We start from the raw sequence: 18102 nt of genomic DNA on the forward strand, positions 1-18102 counted from the left end.
CGCCCACGCAAAGGGCCCGCATCCCTTCCGGGAGCGGGCCCTTCGTCACGTACGAACGCGGGAGATCAGTCCCCGATCAGCGCGTCCACGAACGCCTCCGGCTCGAACGGCGCCAGGTCGTCCGGCCCCTCGCCGAGACCGACCAGCTTGACCGGCACACCGAGCTCGCGCTGGACCGCGACGACGATGCCGCCCTTGGCGGTGCCGTCGAGCTTGGTGAGCACGATGCCGGTGATGTCCACGACCTCGGCGAAGACCCGCGCCTGGACCAGACCGTTCTGCCCGGTGGTCGCGTCCAGCACGAGCAGCACCTCGTCGAGCGGCGCGTGCTTCTCGACGACCCGCTTGACCTTGCCGAGCTCGTCCATGAGACCGGTCTTGGTGTGCAGCCGCCCTGCGGTGTCGATGAGCACCACGTCGACGCCCATCTCCTTGCCCTCCTTCACCGCGTCGAACGCGACGGAGGCCGGGTCACCGCCCTCGGGGCCGCGCACGGTGTAGGCACCGACACGCTCGCCCCAGGTCTGCAGCTGGTCGGCGGCCGCGGCACGGAAGGTGTCCGCCGCGCCGAGCACGACGGTGGAGCCGTCCGCGACAAGGACACGGGCGAGCTTGCCGGTGGTGGTGGTCTTGCCGGTGCCGTTGACGCCGACGACCATCACGATGCCGGGGCCCTCCCCCTCCTTCTCGGTCTTCACCTGACGGTCGAAGTCCGTGCCGAGAAGCGTGAGCAGCTCCTCGCGCAGCAGCGCCCGCAGCTCGTCGGGCGTCCGGGTGCCCAGCACCTTCACGCGCTCGCGCAGGCGCTCGACGAGCTCCTGGGTGGGCGCGACACCGACGTCCGCGGTGAGCAGGGTGTCCTCGATCTCCTCCCAGGTGTCGTCGTCGAGGTGCTCGCGCGAGAGCAGCGAGAGCAGCCCCTTGCCGAGCGAGTTCTGGGAGCGGGCCAGCCGGGCGCGCAGCCGGACCAGGCGGCCGGCCGTGGGCTCGGGCACCTCGATCTCGGGCGTGGGCGGGAGCTCCTCCTCGACGACCGGCTCGGCCTCCTCGACGGGGGCCGCGGCCTGGGGGAGCTCCACCTCCTCGATCGTGCGGCGCGGCTCTTCCTTCGGCTCCGCGGCCTCATCGCCGACGTGCGGCTCGGCGGGGGGAGCGGTGATGGTCGGAGTGCTCGACGGGGCCGAGGGCGGCAGCTGCTTCTTCTTGCGGCCGCTGACCACGAGCCCGCTGATCGCGCCGACCGCGACCAGGGCGATGACTACAGCAAGGATGACGATTTCCATAACAGGCCCAGTATGCGTGACCCGGAGGCACACACCGGCGTTGTCCTGGCGGGGCCGGGCTGGTCCACCGATCAGTCTCGGGATTGACGGGAAGCCCTCGCGGGCGGAGTCACAACCCAGCCAGTATCAGCGTCGGCGGGGTCGGGCGCTCAGCGCCCTACAGTGTGGCGGCCCTCACTCCGAGGGCCGCCACAGAAACGTCGTTCGAGGCCGTCCGCTGTCCGCTCCCCCGGCCGAGACACCCGTACAGGACAGCCCACCCCACCCCTATCCATCTGACGCCACGTCAGCTACCGTCCCCCGACACGGCCCAAGGGGGACGTCAGCGCGGCTGCCCCCACCCGACCACCGTCGTCAAAGGGGACGCCCGTCATGCCCGTCTCGGTCGCACGCTTCAACCTCATCGACCCCGAAGGCACACCCGCGCAGCTGGCCGACCGCTACGGCGCCGCGCTGGAGATGGCCCGCTTCGCCGACAGTGCGGGCATGACCATGATCCAGACCGAGGAGCACCACGGCACCGACAACAACTGGCTGCCGTCCCCGTTCCACTTCGCGGCCGGTGTCTTCGGTGCGACGCGCAACATCGCGGTCACGATCTCCGCGATCCTCGGCCCGCTGCACGACCCGCTGCGGATCGCCGAGGAGATCGCCGTACTCGACCTGATGAGCAAGGGCCGTCTGATGACGGTCGCGGGCATCGGCTACCGGCCCGAGGAGTACGAGATGTTCGGCGTCGAGTGGGGCCGGCGCGGCAAGCTCCAGGACCGACTCCTGGAGACCCTCCTCAAGGCCTGGACGGGCGAGCCCTTCGAGTACGAGGGCCGTACGGTCAAGGTCACCCCGCGCCCGTACACCGATCCGCATCCGATGCTGGTCGTCGGCGGCTCCTCCAAGCCGGCCGCGCGCCGCGCCGCCCGCCTCGGCCTGCCGTTCTTCCCGAGCGCGCACCTGCCCGAGCTGGAGACGTACTACAACGAGATGCTCGCGGAGTACGGCACCGAGGGCTGGGTCCTGATGCCCGGCGAGGAGACGCCGCTGCTGCACATCTCGGAGGACCCGGACCGCACCTGGGCCGAGTTCGGGCACCACTTCCTGCACGAGGCGCAGATGTACAAGTCCTGGCAGAACAAGGACATCAAGTCCGCGGTCAGCTCGGGCGCGAGCACCGTCGAGGAGCTGCGCGCGGAGGGCGTCTACCGGATCCTCACGCCCGAGGAGTGCGTCACGGCGGCCGACACCACGCTCGGCAACCTCGTCCTGCACCCGCTGTGCGGCGGCATGCCGATCGACGAGGGCTGGCGCAGCCTGCACCTGTTCACCGAGCAGGTGCTGCCGAACTGCAAGCTCTGAGCCGCGGAGGGACCAAGGGCTCAGCCCATCTCTTCGAGCACCTTGCCCTTGGTCTCCTTCACGAACTTCAGGACGAACGGGATGGAGAGCACGGCGAAGGCGCCGTAGATGACGTACGAGCCGCTCAGGCTCCACTCCGACATGCTCGGGAACGTCTTGGTGATGGCGAAGTTGGCCAGCCACTGGGCGGAGGCCGCCACACCGAGCGCCGCGGCCCGGATCCGGCCCGGGAAGATCTCGCCGAGCAGCACCCAGACCACCACGCCCCAGGAGAGGGCGAAGAAGAGCACGAACGCGTTGGCGGCGATGATCGCGGTCAGGCCCTGGGCGTTCGGCAGCGAGACGCTGTCACCGGATCCCGTCTTGTACGAGAAGGCCCAGGCACAGGTGAACAGGGCGACGGCCATGCCGACCGAGCCGATGATCGCGAGCGGTTTGCGGCCGATCCGGTCGACGAAGATCATCGCGATGACGGTACCGATGATGTTCACGATCGAGGTCTCGAACGAGTACAGGAACGAGCTGGAGGGGTCCTTGCCGATCGACTGCCACAACTGGTTCGAGTAGTAGAAGATCACGTTGATGCCGACGAGCTGCTGGAATACGGAGAGCCCGATGCCGATCCAGACGATCGGCAGGAAGCCCATTTTGCTGCCGAGCAGATCCTTGAACGTCGACTTGTGCTCGCTGCGCATGCCGGCCTCGATCTCCGCGACCCGCACGTCCGTGTCGACGGAAGTGCCCTCCACCTCGGCGAGCACCTTCTTGGCCTGCTGGATACGGCCCGCGGAGATCAGGTAGCGCGGCGACTCGGGAATCACGAAGGACAGCAGCCCGTACAGGACGGCCGGGACGACCATGACGCCGAGCATCCACTGCCAGGCCTCGAGCCCGCCGATCTTTCCGCGCTGGTCGCCGTCCGCCATGTTGAGGATGCCCCAGTTGACCAGCTGGGAGACGGCGATACCGATGACGATGGCGGCCTGCTGGAACGAGGCGAGCCGGCCCCGGTACGCGGGCGGCGCCACCTCGGCGATGTACGTGGGGCCGATCACCGAGGCCATACCGATGCCGATGCCGCCCATGAACCGCCAGATCATCAGATCCCAGACGGCGAACGGCAGGGCCGAACCCACGGCGCTGACGGTGAAGAGGATGGCCGCGATGTGCATGACGCGGATCCGGCCGAGCCGGTCGGCCAGCCGGCCCGCGAGCGCGGCGCCGGCCGCGCAGCCGAGCAGCGCGATCGCGGTGACCCACCCCAGCGTGTCCGCGCTGAGGCCGAACCTGTCCTGGATGGCGACCGTGGCGCCGTTGATCACGGAGCTGTCGTAGCCGAACAGGAATCCGCCCATCGCGGCGGCCGCGGTGATGAAGATGACGTGGCCGAGATGATCCGGAGCGGCGGCGCGCGCTTCTTGTGTGCTGGTCACCCGTCCAGTGGCGCACAGATCACAACAGGCCACCACTGGAGAGTGACCAAAGGAGCCCAGGTCAGCGCAGTCGCTGGCTGATCACCTTCGAGACGCCGTCGCCCTGCATGGAGACGCCGTACAGCGCGTCGGCGACCTCCATCGTGCGCTTCTGGTGCGTGATCACGATCAGCTGCGAGGACTCCTGGAGCTCCTGCATGATCCGGATGAGCCGCTGCAGGTTGGTGTCGTCGAGCGCGGCCTCGACCTCGTCCATCACGTAGAACGGGCTCGGGCGGGCCTTGAAGATCGACACCAGCATGGCCACGGCGGTCAGCGAGCGCTCGCCGCCGGAGAGCAGCGAGAGCCGCTTGACCTTCTTGCCGGGCGGCCGCGCCTCGACGTCCACGCCGGTGGTCAGCATGTTCTCCGGGTCGGTGAGGATCAGCCGCCCCTCGCCGCCGGGGAACAGCCGGCTGAAGACGCCCTCGAACTCCCGCGCCGTATCGCGGTAGGCCTCGGTGAAGACCTGCTCGACCCGTTCGTCGACCTCCTTGACGACCTGCAGCAGATCGGCGCGCGTCTTCTTCAGGTCCTCCAGCTGCTCGCTGAGGAACTTGTGCCGCTCCTCCAGCGCCGCGAACTCCTCGAGCGCGAGCGGGTTCACCTTGCCGAGCTGCTGGTACGCGCGCTCGGCGGCCTTGAGCCGCTTCTCCTGCTCGGCCCGTACGAACGGGCGCGGCTTGTTGCGCGGGTGCTCCGGGTCCTCGGGCAGCTCCTCGCCCTCGGCCGGCGGCGAGGGCGGCACGAGCTGGTCGGGCCCGTACTCGCCGACGAGCCCCGCCGGCTCCACGCCGAGCTCCTCCAGGGCCTTGGCCTCCAGCTGCTCGATCCGCATCCGCTTCTCGGCGCCGAGCACCTCGCCGCGGTGCACCGAGTCGGTCAGCTTGTCGAGCTCCGCCTTCAGGTCGCGGCCCTGTCCGCGCGCGGTGTTCAGCTCCCGCTCCCGCTCGGCCTTCGCCAGCTCGGCCGCCTCGCGCTCCTCCTGCGCCCGTACGAGGGAGACCTCCACATGCGCGAGCAGCTGCCGCGCCCCCGAGGCCACGGCCTCGGCGACCCGCGCCTCGTACCGCATCCGGTTGCGGCGCTGCTCGGCCCTGGCCCGCGCCTCGCGCTCGGCGCGCGCGGCCCGGTCGAGCCCGTCGGCCCGCCCGGCCAGGCCCTTGACCCGCTCCTCGTGCGTGCGCGCCTGGAGCCGGGCCTCCATCTCGGTCTGCCGCGCGTTGGCACCGTCGGCCGCCAGACGGTCGCGTACGGAGGTGTCGGGCTCCTCCTCGACCGGCGCTTCCTCGGCCACAGCCAGCCGCTCGGCCAGCTCCTCGGCGTCCATCAGCGCCTTGTCAAGCGCGTCCTGCGCGCGGGCCGCGGCCGCCGTGGACCGCTCGGCCTCGCCCGCCGCGCCTCGGGCCTGGCCCGCGAGCCGCCCCAGCTGCTGCGACACGGACGACTTCTCGCGGTCGGCGGCCCGTCGCCGCTCCCCCAGCTCCTCGACGAGCGCGGCGCTCTCCCGGCGCTTCTCTGTGGCGGCGTGCTGCGCCCCGGCCAACTCCTCGCAGAGCACGGAGAGTTCCTCCAGCTCCGCCGCCGCCTCGTCCACCGAGGCCTGCACTTCGATCAGGCTCGGCGCACCGGCCGAACCGCCGTGCGCGAAGTGCGCCCCGAGCAGATCGCCCTCGGCGGTCACGGCCGTCAGCTCCGGCTGCGCGTAGACGAGGTCCTCGGCGTCCTCCAGCGTCCCGACGACCACGATCCCGCGCAGCAGCCGCCGCACGGCGGGCATCAGCTCATCGGGTCCGCGCACGAGGTCGGCCGCGAACGGCGGTCCGTCCGGCCGCCGTTCCCCGCGTACGTCATCGGGCCCGCCGCCCAGCAGTATCGCGGCGCGTCCGGCGTCCTGCTTGCGGAGCAGCCGGATCGCCTCGGCGGCGGTCGCGGGGTTCGACACGGCGATCGCGTCGGCGGCGGCACCGAGCGCCGCGGCGAGCGGCACCTCGTACCCCGGGGTGATGGCGAGCAGTTCGGAGGCCGGTCCGAGCAGTCCGGCCAGGCGCTCCTTGGCGGCGAGCAGTGTTCCGGTGCCGTCCTTGCGCCGCAGCCCCAGCGCGAGCGCCTCGCGCCGCGCGGCCACGGCGGCTCGCTTCCGCTCGGCCGCGGTGGCCGCCTCGCGGGCGGCGCTCAGCGTGGCCTCGGCCTCGGCGAGCGCCCGCTTCGCGGCGTCGTGCCGCTCCCCCAGCTCGGTGTCGTCGGCGTCGAGCCCGTCGACCTCGGCCTTGAGCTGCTCGTACTCCTCCTGCGCCGCGACTGCCCGCTCGTTCGCCTCGTCCCGCGCGGCCGCGAGCCGGTCGATCTCGGCCTGCGCGGAGCCGGCCCTGCTGCGGGCGGCGTTGACCTGGCCGGTCAGCCGCGCGAGCCCCTCGCGCCGGTCGGCGATGGCCCGCGCCACGTCCTTGAGCCGCCGCTCCTCGCTCTGCAGGTCGCGCTCCAGCTCGGCCCGGTGGGAAACAGTGTCGTCGAGCGCCCGCTGCGCCGCCTCCAGGGCGGCCTCCAGCTCGGCCTCCTGCTCCCGGATCCGCGCGGCCTCGCGCTCCATGTCCTCGGGGTCGCGCCCGCGCCGCTCCTCCTCGGGCGCCGCCGACGCGCTCTTCACGCGGGCGTCCGCGAGGCTGACCGTGCCGCGCACCCGCTCGGCCAGCTGCGACAGCTCGTACCAGGTCTGCTGTGCCCGCTGCAGCCGCGGCGTGAGCCGCCGTACCTCGTCCTCCAGATCGGCCTCGCGCGCGAGCGCCGCCTTGAGCTCCGCCTCGGCGCTCTCCTTGCGGCGCTTCAGCTCGGCCTCGTCGGCGATCTCGGTGTTGAGGGCTTCCTGCAGCCGTACGAGGTCGTCGGCGAGCAGCCGCAGCCGCGCGTCGCGCAGATCGGCCTGGATGACGGCGGCCCGGCGTGCGACGGCGGCCTGCCGGCCGAGCGGCTTCAGCTGCCGCCGCAGTTCGTCGGTGAGGTCCTGCACGCGGGCGAGATTCGCCTGCATCGCGTCGAGTTTCCGCAGCGCCTTCTCCTTGCGCTTGCGGTGCTTGAGAACACCCGCGGCCTCCTCGATGAAGGCCCTGCGTCCCATCGGATCGGCATGCAGCACGGAGTCGAGCTGGCCCTGGCCGACGATGACATGCATCTCGCGCCCGATACCCGAGTCGGACAACAGCTCCTGGATATCCAGCAATCGGCAGGTATCGCCATTGATCTGGTATTCGCTGCCGCCATTACGGAACATGATCCGCGTAATGGTGACCTCGGCGTATTCGATGGGCAGCGCACCATCGGAGTTGTCGATCGTCAGCGAGACCTCGGCACGGCCGAGCGGCGGGCGCCCGGTGGTGCCGGCGAAGATGACGTCCTCCATCTTTCCGCCGCGCAGCGATTTGGCCCCTTGTTCGCCCATGACCCAGCTCAGGGCGTCCACGACATTGGACTTGCCGGAGCCGTTGGGTCCCACGACGCACGTGATCCCCGGCTCGAACTTGAGCGTCGTCGCCGAGGCGAAGGATTTGAACCCGCGCAGGGTCAGGGCCTTGAGGTGCACGCCGACGGACTTTACCGGGCGGGGGCCGTGTGACAGGGGGCAAGTCGGACCGCGGTGACGCGTTCCCTGGATGAACTTGCGGTTTCGCCTGGGAAGATGCAGGGCACATCAGACGTGAGGGGACACGACGGGGGCGGGGGAGAAAAAGAAAAAGGGACGCCGAAGCGTCCCTTGCAGATCTTCAAGCGGCTGACAGGGCAGCCTGATCCGTGACTCTATGACGTGGATCAGGTGAGCGCAGGCTCCGCCTGGGGTACGTCGATGAGCTCGCTGTGCGAAGCGACAGCAGTAGCCGTCAGCGCATCGTTTTCGGCCTGGATCCGTACGAGCTCGGATTCCAGGTCCTGGACGCGCTGCTGGAGCCGTCGCATCTCGGCGAGAAGTCGCGGGTCGGTGCCGCCGACGTAACCGAGAAGCGCCTTTGCCATGATGGATGGTCCTCCACACTGAGTGACCGACCGAAGCGGTGTGGGTCGTGAGGGAATCGCACCCGCGGCTGGCTGGCACTGCTTGTCGTGCTGCCGTTCTCACATGCCAAACAGCTAGGGTGCGCGGGGCTTCCAGCGTCTCACCAAAAAGTTTGACGGTCAACACGATCACGCCCCGTATTGGCGGGCAAACCCGGGGGCACAGCGCCTCGAACCTTGGGGCGGGTGCTCTCCTTCAGGGCCCTGGGGGCGTGGAGATCTTCGTATCGCGCAGCCTTGCACGGGCGACCACTATTGGCAACCACCAGGTCATTTCTGCCCCGCACAGTTGCCAGTGGCATCTGCACGGGGCCCACCTCCAGGTCGGAGCGTGACAGGGGTCAGCGGATCGCGAAGGTCTCGTAGATCCCGCGCGGTGTGTCCCAGATCTCGGTCACCCCGTCGACCCGCCCGGGTGTGTCGCCCCGCTGCAGCCAGTCGAGCAGTTGCTGGCAGCCGGACCGGGTTCCCTCCGCCACGACCTGCACCCGGCCGTCGTCCAAATTGAGCGCGAATCCTACGAGTCCGCCGATCTCCAGCGCGCGGGCCCTGGTGAACCAGCGAAAGCCCACGCCCTGCACTCGTCCGCGGACCCAGGCCACCATCCGTACTTCCTCATTCATGTGGGAAAGCTAACCGGCCAATTCCTCATCGAGCACTTCGCCCCCATCTGTCATCGCGTACAGTCGCGAAAGATGAGCCTCACCCGTTCGGGTGAGCCACGTTGACCGCAAGAATGAGAAAGGCCCCGAGATGGGACGCCACCGACGCGTCACCGCCGCCACAGAGCAGCCCAGTACGGCGACGCAGGGAAACGGCGGAACGCACCGTCGTAAGAAGCGCGCCGCGAAGCCCGTGCGCACGGGTCTGCTCGGTGTCTCCGCGGCCGTGGCCCTCGGTGCCATAGCGGTCGCCTCCGGTGTGCTGCCCGGCACCGAGAACTACAGGCTCGGCAACGACAACGCACCGGAGAAGGTGCAGGCCGCCGACGTCACCGGCGATGTCCAGTCGCAGGGCGACACCTCGAAGACGCCGGAGCGCCAGGCGGACGAGGCCAGCCGGGACGAGCAGCGCGAGTCGCCCTCGGCGAGCGCGTCGAAGCCGGCCGCCAAGCCCTCACCGACCCCCTCGCGCACCGCCGAGGACTCCTCCGGCAAGGACTCGGGCCGCAAGGCCGAGGCCCCGGCCAAGGAGAAGACGAAGGCTCCCGAGAAGCCCGCCGCCCCGAACATCCCGGACACCCAGTCCGGCGCCGAGGCCCAGGTGCTCGCCCTGGTCAACCAGGAGCGCGCCCAGGCCGGCTGCCAGCCGGTCAAGGCGGACGGCGAACTGGCCGAACTGGCCTCGGACTTCAGCGCCGACATGGCCTCGCGCGGCTTCTTCGACCACACCGACCCCGACGGCGACACCCCGTGGGACCGCGCGGACGCGGAGGGCATCGCGAACCTCGGCGGCGAGAACATCGCCCGCGGCCAGGCGAACGCCCAGTCGGTCATGGACTCCTGGATGAAGAGCCCGGGCCACCGCGCGAACATCCTCAACTGCGAGTACAAGACCCTCGGCGTCGGCACCCACTTCGGGTCGGGCGGCCCGTGGTGGACGCAGGACTTCGGTTTCTGAGATAGCCGCAGGTCGGAACACCTGTTCGCAGGCCATCCATCCCGCTACCTTCTGCTCGATACCAACATCAAGTAGGGGGACAGATGTCCAAGCGCGTACCACGGCTGATGCCGATCGCTGCACTGCTCGCTGTCGGCGCGCTGTTGGTCTCTGGGTGTTCCGAGCAGCAGGAAGCCCCCAAGCGCACCCCTGTCCCTTCCGAAAATGCCGCATCGAGGACTCTCGGACCCGCTTTGACCGTGCCCGAGCTGAAGGCCGTTGCCTTCAAAGAGGGAGAGGTCCCGCAGGCCAGATCCACGCCATTGAGTGTGCCCGAACCCGAAGGTTCAGGACGCACGTTCCCGCCTGCCTCGGACCCCAACTGCCAGACCATCATCGAGGTCGGCAATGGCGTGGAGGCCCCGTCGCGCATCCGCCAGGGCTTCAACTGGAAGGAGAGCGCCTTTCCTGGCTCGTCGCACTTGGCTTCCTACCAAGGCGAAGCTGCAGAGCAACAGTTCGCGAAGCTCGAGCAAGCACTGGCGTCCTGCCGCGCCTACACCCGAGAAGGCTACTCGGGAAAGATCAGCGCAACGGTTGAAGTGGAAACCGCGCCACAGGTCGGCGACGAAGCCGTGAGTTTCCGTGAGCTCATCCCTACTGCCTCGGATTCCGCCTCTGACAGTGCGACCAATGAAGCGCAGTACGTCATCGTGCGTGTGGGGAACACCATCGTGATGTTCACGACGATGGAAGTGGGTACGCGTGCGTCCTTCCCCGACGAGGTGATCCGACAGCAGGTGAAGCGGCTTCAGGCCGCACAGCGCACCTGAGTGCCGTCACATCCGCGGCGGCCGCTGGCATCTCGGGCAGAAGTAGCTGGACCGGTTCATCCACGGGCGGCGGCGCATCGGTGTGCCGCAGCGTCGGCACGGCTCGTCCTCCCTGCCGTATGCGTCGAGCGAGCGCTCGAAGTAGCCGGACTCGCCGTTCACGTTGACGTAGAGGCTGTCGAAGCTGGTGCCGCCGACGGCGAGCGCCGCGTTCATCACGTCCCGGACATGGCCGAGGAGTTCGGCGGTACGGGGCCGGGTGAAGGTTGCGGTCGGGCGCTCGTAGTGCAGCTTGGCGCGCCAGAGTGCCTCGTCGGCGTAGATGTTGCCGACGCCGCTGATCAGCGACTGGTCGAGCAGCGCCCGCTTGATGGTGGTCCGCTTGCGGCGCAGTGCCTCGTGGAAGGCCGCGTCGTCGAAGCCGGGGTCCAAGGGGTCGCGGGCGATGTGGGCGATGACGTCCGGGAGGCCGTCGGGCGTGTTCTCGTGCAGTGAGAGCCCGCCGAAGGTCCGCTGGTCGACGAAGCGCAGCTCGGTGCCCTGGTCGTCGTCGAAGCCGATCCTGATACGGAGGTGCTTCTCGTCTGCGGCGTCGAGCGGCTGGACGAGCAGCTGACCGCTCATGCCGAGGTGGGCGAGCACGGAGCCGGGGCTGTCGGCGAGCGGAAGCCACAGGTATTTGCCGCGCCGCCGGGCGATCCCGAACCGGTGCCCCTTGAGCCGGGCGGCGAAGTCCGCCCCGCCGGCGGGATGCCGGCGCACGGCCCGGGGGTGCAGCACGTCCACGTCGGTGACGACGCGACCGCTGACCCACCGCTCGAGCCCACGCCGTACGACTTCGACTTCCGGGAGTTCAGGCACGTAGGCAGTCTCCCACTCCCGTGCCGGCAGTCGGTTCCGACCCCCGAAGCCGCGGGAGCACGACGACGGCCCGCCCCCGGAGAACCGAGGGCGGGCCGTCGTATGCATCGGACAGCGCTACGCGGTAGCGGCGTCGGCCTCCGTCGAGGACTGAGCCTCGGCTTCGGCCGCCTTGGCCCGCTCGTCCGCGGCGGCGCGAATCGCACGCCACGCGGACTCGGCGGCCTGCTGCTCCGCTTCCTTCTTGCTGCGGCCGGTGCCGGTGCCGTACGAGACGCCTCCGACGCGGGCGGCAGCTGTGAAGGTCTTCTCATGGTCGGGGCCGGTCTCCGAGACCAGGTACTCGGGAACGCCGAGCCCTTCGGTCGCGGTGAGCTCCTGGAGACTGGTCTTCCAGTCCAGGCCGGCACCGAGCGACGACGACTTCTCGATCAGCGGGTCGAAGAGCCGGTGGACCAGCTCGGAAGCCGCGTCCAGACCCTGGTCGAGATAGACCGCGCCGATCACCGCTTCAAGGGTGTCGGCGAGGATGGACGCCTTGTCCCGGCCGCCCGTGCCCTCTTCACCCCGGCCGAGCCGGATGAAGGAACCGAGGTCGAGCCCACGGCCCACCTCCGCCAGCGCACGCGAATTGACCACCGCGGCCCGCAACTTGGCCAGCTGGCCTTCGGGCAGGTCGGGGTGGGTCGTGTACAGCGTGTCCGTGACGACGAGGCCGAGCACGGAGTCCCCGAGGAACTCCAGACGCTCGTTCGTCGGCAGACCGCCGTTCTCGTACGCGTACGAACGGTGGGTCAGAGCACGCACCAGAAGGGCGGACTCGAGCTTGTACCCGAGCCGCCCTTCCAGAAGCGTGTGGGACGAGGCCGTGTTCTCCGTCTGCTTTTTGTTCGACGGTTCAGACATCGTGCCTCTCACCAGCCGCTCAGACCTCGAGGACCTGGCGCTTGTTGTAGGTGCCGCAAGACGGGCACGCAATGTGCTGCTGCTTGGGCTCCTGGCAGCGCTCGCACGACACCAGGGGGGTGACCGCAGCCTTCCACTGCGACCGGCGGTGGCGCGTGTTGCTGCGCGACATCTTCCGCTTCGGAACAGCCACGGCTACTTCTCCTGCTTCTCGTCGACGCCCGCTTCAGCTTCGGCGCCGCTCATCTCGTCCTTCTCACCGCTCTGGAGCGAACCGGCGAGTCCCTGCAATGCCGCCCAACGGATGTCGGCGACGTCATGGTGGTGGTCCGGGTTGTCGTTCAGGTTCATTCCGCATTCGGAACAGAGACCTGCACAGTCCTCCCGGCACACCGGCTGCATCGGCAGTGCGAGCACCACCGCATCCCGCAGCACGGGTTCGAGGTCGAAGAGTCCGTCCTCGAGGGGGATGATCTCCTCGTCCTCCTCGGCGTCGTCGCCCGGTTCCGCGCGCTTGCGGCCCCGGTCGTCGGCGTCGGGGTACGAGAACATCTCCTGGAAGTCCGCATCGAGCTGCTGCTCGACCGGCTCCAGACACCTTACGCACTCCCCCTCGGCCCGTGCACGGGCGGTGCCTGTGACAAGCACCCCTTCCATCACCGATTCGAGGCGGAGCGCCAGCTCCACCGGAGCGCCCGCGGGCACTCCGATGACACCCGGGACACCGAGGATCTCGTCCCCGGCGGGTGCCTCCACGGTGCGGGAAAGGCGCTGCAGCGCACCAGGACGCCGACCCAGCTCGTGTGTGTCGAACACGAGGGGGTTGCGGTGGTCAAGGCGGCCGTTCAGGGCTTTTCCTGCTTTCGGTTCATGGAAGTCGAGAAGGCGGCTGCCGACGCGGAAGGCGGGCAGCCGGGATCGCGGGCGTTGCGCGACCGAAGAGCCAGGATACTGGACCTTTCGCTCACGGCCCAATCCGGTCCTCGCGGACCGTCCTCGGGCCCGTCAGCTCTGGCCGCGGCCCTGCTCGTACTGCCGCAGCTGGTCCACGCTGATCATGCTCGTGTCGAACAGGCTGGTCTCGTCGAGCGCCGCCGCCTGCTGCTGCGCGTCCGCCGCATAGGCGCCGCTCTGGTCGTAGCCCTGCTGCTGGTAGGCGGCGTACGGGTCCTGTGCGGGCTGCTGCTGGTACGCGTAGGGGTCGGCCTGGCCTCCGTAGCCGCCGGTGCCCTGGTCGTAGCCCTGCTGCTGGTAGCCGGCGTACGGGTCCTGGGTGGGCTGCTGCTGATAGGCATACGGGTCGGGCTGCTGGTACGCGTCCTGCTGGTAGCCGGCCGTCTGCTGGGGCGCCTCGGGCTGCTGCGGGGACTCGGTCGGGGGCTCCGGGTCGGCGAGGTCCGCGAGGAAGTCCGCGTCGCTCGTCTGCTGCTGCGGGAACGCGTCCAGGCGGCCCAGGTCGTCGCTGGCGATACGGCCCTGAAGCTTCTGGCGGCCGCGGCCGACCGCTTCCAGGGTCTTGGCGAGGACCGCCTCGAAGGCGCCGAGCTTGCCGTCCACGTACGAGTCGGCGTTCAGGCGCTGGGTCTCGGGGTCGAGGCTGCGCGCGGGCGCCTCGGTGAAGTCCGGGTCCTCGTATCCCTGTGCGTCCAGGCCCTCGCCGGTGCCGAGGAGTTTCTCGCGGCCGCGGCCTACGGAGCCGAGGGTCTTGGTGAGGACGACCTCGAAGTTGGCGAGCTTGGAGTCGACGTAGACGTCGGCCTCCTCCTTGACCTCCTCGGCCTCCTTGCGGGCCGCGTCGAGGATGCGTTCGGCCTCGTCGCGCGACTGGCGGGCGATCTCGGTGTCCGAGATCAGCGAGCCGCGCTCGGCGCGGGCGGATTCGACGATCCGGTCGGCCTCCTGGCGGGCCTGCTCGACCAGCTGCTCGCTGCCGCCGATGACCTGCTGGGCCTGGGCGAGCGAGCCGGGCAGCGCGCCGCGCACCTCCTCCAGCATCGAGAGGAGGTCGGCGCGGTTGACCACGCACGAGGCCGACATGGGCATCGACCGTGCGCCCTCGACCGCCTGGACGATCTCGTCGAGCTTCTTCTGCACGTCCACCGTGGCTCGCCGCTTTCTGGTTGGGAGACGGACGGCACGACTGTACGGCCACGGGGTGCGCCCGCGACACCGACTGACGAACCGTCAGCCGACCGTGGGGGTCAGCGGTCGTGGCCGAGGCGCTCGGTGAGCGCTTCGAGGACGACCGGCGGAACGAGGTGGGCCACGTCGCCGCCCCAGGCCGCGACCTCCTTGACGAGCGAGGAGGACAGGAAGCTGTAGGTGGGGTTGGTGGGGACGAAGAGGGTCTCCACGCCCGACAGGCCGTTGTTCATCTGGGCCATCTGCAGCTCGTAGTCGAAGTCGCTGACCGCGCGCAGGCCCTTCACGATGGCCGGGATGTCGCGCTGCTTGCAGAAGTCGACGAGCAGGCCGTGGAAGGCCTCGACCTCGACGTTGCCGAACTCGGCGGTGACCTGGCGGATCAGTTCGATCCGCTCGTCGACGGCGAACAGGCCCGACTTGGACTTGTTGATCATCACGGCCACGTGCACGACGTCGTACAGCTTGGAGGCCCGGGCGATGATGTCGAGATGTCCGTTGGTGATGGGGTCGAACGACCCCGGACAGACGGCGCGGCGCAACTTGTGTCCCTCGCTCTCCGGTGCGGGCCGGATGGTCATGACGGCTCGTCGGTGGTCGGTACGGCCTCGCTGGTCGAGGCGGCGCGACCGTACCAAAACGTGCCTTCGCCGTAACGCCGGGACCTGAGCGGCTCGAAGCCGTCCGGCCAGGCGAATGCGCCGCCCCTTGTGCTGCGTTCCACGGTGACGAGCACATCGTCGGCGAGCCAGCCCTGAGCGCCGAGTGTGAGCAGGATCTCGCGAAGATCGTCATCGGTGACGGCGTACGGAGGATCGAGGAAGACGATGTCGTACGGGTCCTTCGGCGCCGGTCCCGCGACGACCTGTTCGGCCTTGCCCGCCCGGACCTCCGCGCCGGGCAGGGCCAGCGACTTCACGTTCTCGCGGATCGTCCGGACGGCCTTCGCGTCCGCCTCGACGAGCAGCGCGTGGCCCGCTCCGCGCGACAGCGCCTCCAGGCCCACGGCGCCGGAGCCTGCGTACAGGTCGAGGACGTGCTCGCCGTCCAGCGGGCCGCCGAGGAGCGACTGCCAGGTCGAGAACAGGCCCTCTCGGGCGCGGTCGGACGTGGGGCGGGTGCCGTTGCCCGGCGGCACGGACAGCCGGCGCCCACGGGCGGTACCGGCGATCACGCGGGTCATGTGGGGTCCTTCTGGCCGGGAATGCGGTGGGTCCCACGATATGGGGCGGTGCGGGCGGTCGCCCGGGGCGGGTTGTCCACGGGCCGGCGGGGTGTGCTGTCCACAGCCGCCGGGCCGCGTTGTCCACAGGTCGCCCCGCCTGTCAGTCCCGTGGTGTGCAATGGGCTGCGTGCCCGTGCTCGAAGAACCTCTGAAGAAGCTGCTCGGCCCCGCCACCGCGAAGGTCATGGCCGAGCATCTCGACCTGCACACGGTCGGCGATCTGCTGCACCACTATCCGCGGCGCTATGCGGAGCGGGGCGAGCTGACCGCGCTCGCCGACCTGCCGCTGGACGAGCATGTGACCGTGGTCGCGCAGGTGGCGAGCGCGCGGATCCTGAAGTTCAACAACGGGCGCGGGCAGCGGCTCGAAGTCGTGATCACCGACGGCAGCGGCCAGCTGCAGCTCGTCTTCTTCGGGCGCGGCATCCACAAGCCGCACAAGGATCTGCTGCCCGGCACGCGCGCGATGTTCGCGGGCAAGGTCTCGGCGTTCAACCGCAAGCTGCAGCTGGCGCATCCGGCGTACGAGCTGCTGCGGGGGGACGATTCCGAGGACGCCGTCGGCAGTTGGGCCGGTGCGCTGATCCCGATCTATCCGGCGACGGCGAAGCTGGAGTCCTGGAAGATCGCGAAGGCGGTGGACGCGGTCCTGCCCAGCGCCCAGGAGGCCGTCGACCCGCTGCCGCGGAGTCTGCGCTCGGGCCGCGGTCTGGTGACGCTGCCTGAGGCGCTGCTGAAGATCCACCGGCCGCACGCCAAGACGGACATCGAGGACGCCAGGGCCCGCCTGAAGTGGGACGAGGCCTTCGTCCTCCAGGTCGCCCTCGCCCGCCGCCGCCACACGGAGACCCAGCTCCCGGCCGTGGCCCGCCGCCCGGTGCCGGACGGCCTGCTCGACGCCTTCGACGCAAAGCTGCCGTTCACCCTGACCGAGGGCCAGGAGAAGGTCTCGAAGGAGATCTTCGACGACCTGGGGACGGAGCATCCGATGCATCGGCTGCTGCAGGGCGAGGTGGGTTCGGGCAAGACGATGGTCGCCCTGCGCGCGATGCTCGCCGTGGTCGACGCGGGTGGGCAGGCGGCGATGCTGGCGCCCACCGAGGTGCTGGCGCAGCAGCATCACCGGTCGGTCACCGAGATGATGGGCGAGCTGGCCGAGGGCGGCATGCTGGGCGGGTCCGACCATGCCACCAAGGTGGTGGTGCTCACCGGGTCGATGGGGGCGGCCGCCCGGCGGCAGGCGCTGCTCGACCTGGTGACCGGCGAGGCCGGGATCGTGATCGGCACGCATGCGCTGATCGAGGACAAGGTGCAGTTCCACGACCTGGGTCTCGTCGTGGTCGACGAGCAGCACCGGTTCGGTGTGGAGCAGCGGGACGCGCTGCGGTCCAAGGGCAAGCAGCCGCCGCACCTGCTGGTCATGACGGCGACGCCGATTCCGCGGACGGTCGCGATGACGGTCTTCGGCGATCTGGAGACCTCGGTCCTCGACCAGCTGCCCGCGGGGCGCTCCCCGATCTCCACCCATGTCGTTCCGGCCGCCGACAAGCCGCACTTCCTGGCGCGCGCCTGGGAGCGGGTCCGCGAGGAGGTGGAGAACGGGCACCAGGGGTACGTGGTGTGCCCGCGGATCGGCGACGACCTGGACGAGAAGGCGGCGGGCAAGGGCGCGAAGAAGAAGTCGGCGGAGGACGAGGCGGAGAAGCGGCCGCCGCTCGCCGTGGTCGAGGTCGCCGAACAGCTCACCGCGGGCCCGCTGGCCGGGCTGCGGGTGGAGATCCTGCACGGCCGGATGGCTCCGGACGACAAGGACGACGTGATGCGGCGCTTCGCCGCGGGCACGGTCGATGTCCTGGTCGCCACGACGGTCATCGAGGTCGGGGTGAACGTGCCGAACGCGACGGCCATGGTGATCATGGACGCCGACCGCTTCGGCGTCTCGCAGCTGCATCAGCTGCGCGGGCGCGTGGGGCGCGGGTCGGCGCCGGGTCTGTGTCTGCTGGTCTCGGAGATGCCCGAGGCGAGCCCGGCCCGCGGGCGGCTTTCCGCGGTCGCCTCCACGCTCGACGGCTTCGAGCTCTCCCGGATCGACCTGGAGCAGCGGCGCGAGGGCGATGTCCTCGGCCAGGCCCAGTCGGGCGTCCGCTCCTCGCTGCGGGTCCTCGCGGTCATCGACGACGAGGAGGTCATCGCGGAGGCGCGCGAGGAGGCGACGGAGATCGTCCGCAAGGACCCGGAGCTGGCGCACTATCCGGAGTTGCGGGTGGCGTTGGACGCGCTCGTCTCCAAGGAGCGGGAGGAGTTTCTGGAGAAGGGGTGACTCTCAGCCCCTGCGGCGTTTGAGCAGATCCGAGCGAAGCTCGGATGCACACGACAGCGCGGCG

Annotated in this window: 16 protein-coding genes; 4 read left to right on the forward strand and 12 right to left on the reverse strand. The window is 69.9% G+C overall.

Translation table 11 applies throughout. The features are described from left to right. Positions 1 to 65 precede the first annotated feature (65 nt). Positions 66 to 1283, reverse strand: a complete 1218-nt coding sequence (gene ftsY / locus ACIBI4_RS30125; protein ID WP_399207306.1) for a signal recognition particle-docking protein FtsY — start codon at positions 1281 to 1283, stop codon at positions 66 to 68. 372 nt (positions 1284 to 1655) lie between these two features. Between ftsY and ACIBI4_RS30130 the strand changes: the two genes are divergently transcribed. Beyond that, positions 1656 to 2636 (forward strand): LLM class flavin-dependent oxidoreductase, encoded by a 981-nt coding sequence (locus tag ACIBI4_RS30130; RefSeq protein ID WP_399207307.1) that lies wholly within the window; start codon positions 1656 to 1658, stop codon positions 2634 to 2636. Positions 2637 to 2656: 20 nt separating this feature from the next. Here the strand turns inward: ACIBI4_RS30130 and ACIBI4_RS30135 are convergent, their stop codons facing one another. From ACIBI4_RS30135 to ACIBI4_RS30150, 4 genes are all read right to left on the reverse strand, one after another. Next, on the reverse strand, positions 2657 to 3991 hold the full coding sequence (locus ACIBI4_RS30135) for a sugar porter family MFS transporter (protein WP_399207351.1): 1335 nt from the start codon (positions 3989 to 3991) through the stop codon (positions 2657 to 2659). Between the two features lie 139 nt (positions 3992 to 4130). Beyond that, positions 4131 to 7685: a chromosome segregation protein SMC gene (gene smc, locus ACIBI4_RS30140; protein ID WP_399207308.1), complete on the reverse strand. Its 3555-nt coding sequence runs from the start codon at positions 7683 to 7685 to the stop codon at positions 4131 to 4133. Between the two features lie 227 nt (positions 7686 to 7912). Beyond that, entirely contained in the window at positions 7913 to 8113 is a 201-nt protein-coding gene (locus ACIBI4_RS30145; protein WP_093607949.1) for a hypothetical protein, read from the reverse strand. Between the two features lie 380 nt (positions 8114 to 8493). Continuing rightward, positions 8494 to 8775, reverse strand: coding sequence for an acylphosphatase (locus ACIBI4_RS30150; protein WP_399207309.1), 282 nt, complete (start codon positions 8773 to 8775; stop codon positions 8494 to 8496). A gap of 130 nt (positions 8776 to 8905) precedes the next feature. Here ACIBI4_RS30150 and ACIBI4_RS30155 point away from each other — a divergent pair, with 130 nt between their 5' ends. Both ACIBI4_RS30155 and ACIBI4_RS30160 read left to right on the forward strand, forming a co-directional pair. Next, on the forward strand, positions 8906 to 9772 hold the full coding sequence (locus ACIBI4_RS30155; RefSeq protein WP_399207310.1) for a CAP domain-containing protein: 867 nt from the start codon (positions 8906 to 8908) through the stop codon (positions 9770 to 9772). Between the two features lie 83 nt (positions 9773 to 9855). Beyond that, complete coding sequence (locus ACIBI4_RS30160; protein ID WP_399207311.1) at positions 9856 to 10584, forward strand: hypothetical protein; 729 nt, start codon at positions 9856 to 9858, stop codon at positions 10582 to 10584. A 6-nt stretch (positions 10585 to 10590) separates the two neighbouring features. On the opposite strand, the gene mutM is transcribed toward ACIBI4_RS30160, so the two are convergent. The 7 genes from mutM to rsmD form a co-directional block, all read right to left on the reverse strand. After that, on the reverse strand, positions 10591 to 11445 hold the full coding sequence (mutM, locus tag ACIBI4_RS30165; RefSeq protein WP_399207312.1) for a bifunctional DNA-formamidopyrimidine glycosylase/DNA-(apurinic or apyrimidinic site) lyase: 855 nt from the start codon (positions 11443 to 11445) through the stop codon (positions 10591 to 10593). 117 nt (positions 11446 to 11562) lie between these two features. Next, entirely contained in the window at positions 11563 to 12351 is a 789-nt protein-coding gene (gene rnc / locus ACIBI4_RS30170; RefSeq protein WP_399207313.1) for a ribonuclease III, read from the reverse strand. Positions 12352 to 12370: 19 nt separating this feature from the next. Further along, positions 12371 to 12544: a 50S ribosomal protein L32 gene (gene rpmF, locus ACIBI4_RS30175; protein ID WP_030676011.1), complete on the reverse strand. Its 174-nt coding sequence runs from the start codon at positions 12542 to 12544 to the stop codon at positions 12371 to 12373. 2 nt (positions 12545 to 12546) lie between these two features. Beyond that, the gene (locus ACIBI4_RS30180; protein WP_399207352.1) at positions 12547 to 13200 is read right to left on the reverse strand and encodes a YceD family protein; all 654 of its coding nucleotides are present in this window, start codon (positions 13198 to 13200) and stop codon (positions 12547 to 12549) included. Between the two features lie 156 nt (positions 13201 to 13356). Further along, the gene (locus ACIBI4_RS30185) at positions 13357 to 14451 is read right to left on the reverse strand and encodes a cell division initiation protein (protein ID WP_399207314.1); all 1095 of its coding nucleotides are present in this window, start codon (positions 14449 to 14451) and stop codon (positions 13357 to 13359) included. A gap of 101 nt (positions 14452 to 14552) precedes the next feature. Further along, positions 14553 to 15035 carry a pantetheine-phosphate adenylyltransferase gene (gene coaD, locus ACIBI4_RS30190; RefSeq protein WP_399207353.1) on the reverse strand — a complete coding sequence of 161 codons (483 nt, stop codon included), beginning with the start codon at positions 15033 to 15035 and terminating at the stop codon, positions 14553 to 14555. A gap of 35 nt (positions 15036 to 15070) precedes the next feature. Then, the gene (gene rsmD, locus ACIBI4_RS30195; protein WP_399207315.1) at positions 15071 to 15676 is read right to left on the reverse strand and encodes a 16S rRNA (guanine(966)-N(2))-methyltransferase RsmD; all 606 of its coding nucleotides are present in this window, start codon (positions 15674 to 15676) and stop codon (positions 15071 to 15073) included. A gap of 160 nt (positions 15677 to 15836) precedes the next feature. On the opposite strand from rsmD, the gene recG reads away from it, so the two are divergent. Then, a complete protein-coding gene (gene recG / locus ACIBI4_RS30200; RefSeq protein WP_399207316.1) occupies positions 15837 to 18038 on the forward strand; it encodes an ATP-dependent DNA helicase RecG in 2202 nt (733 codons plus the stop codon). Positions 18039 to 18102: the final 64 nt, after the last annotated feature.

It is taken from the genome of Streptomyces sp. NPDC050418 (genome assembly GCF_044458745.1).
Classification (GTDB): domain Bacteria; phylum Actinomycetota; class Actinomycetes; order Streptomycetales; family Streptomycetaceae; genus Streptomyces.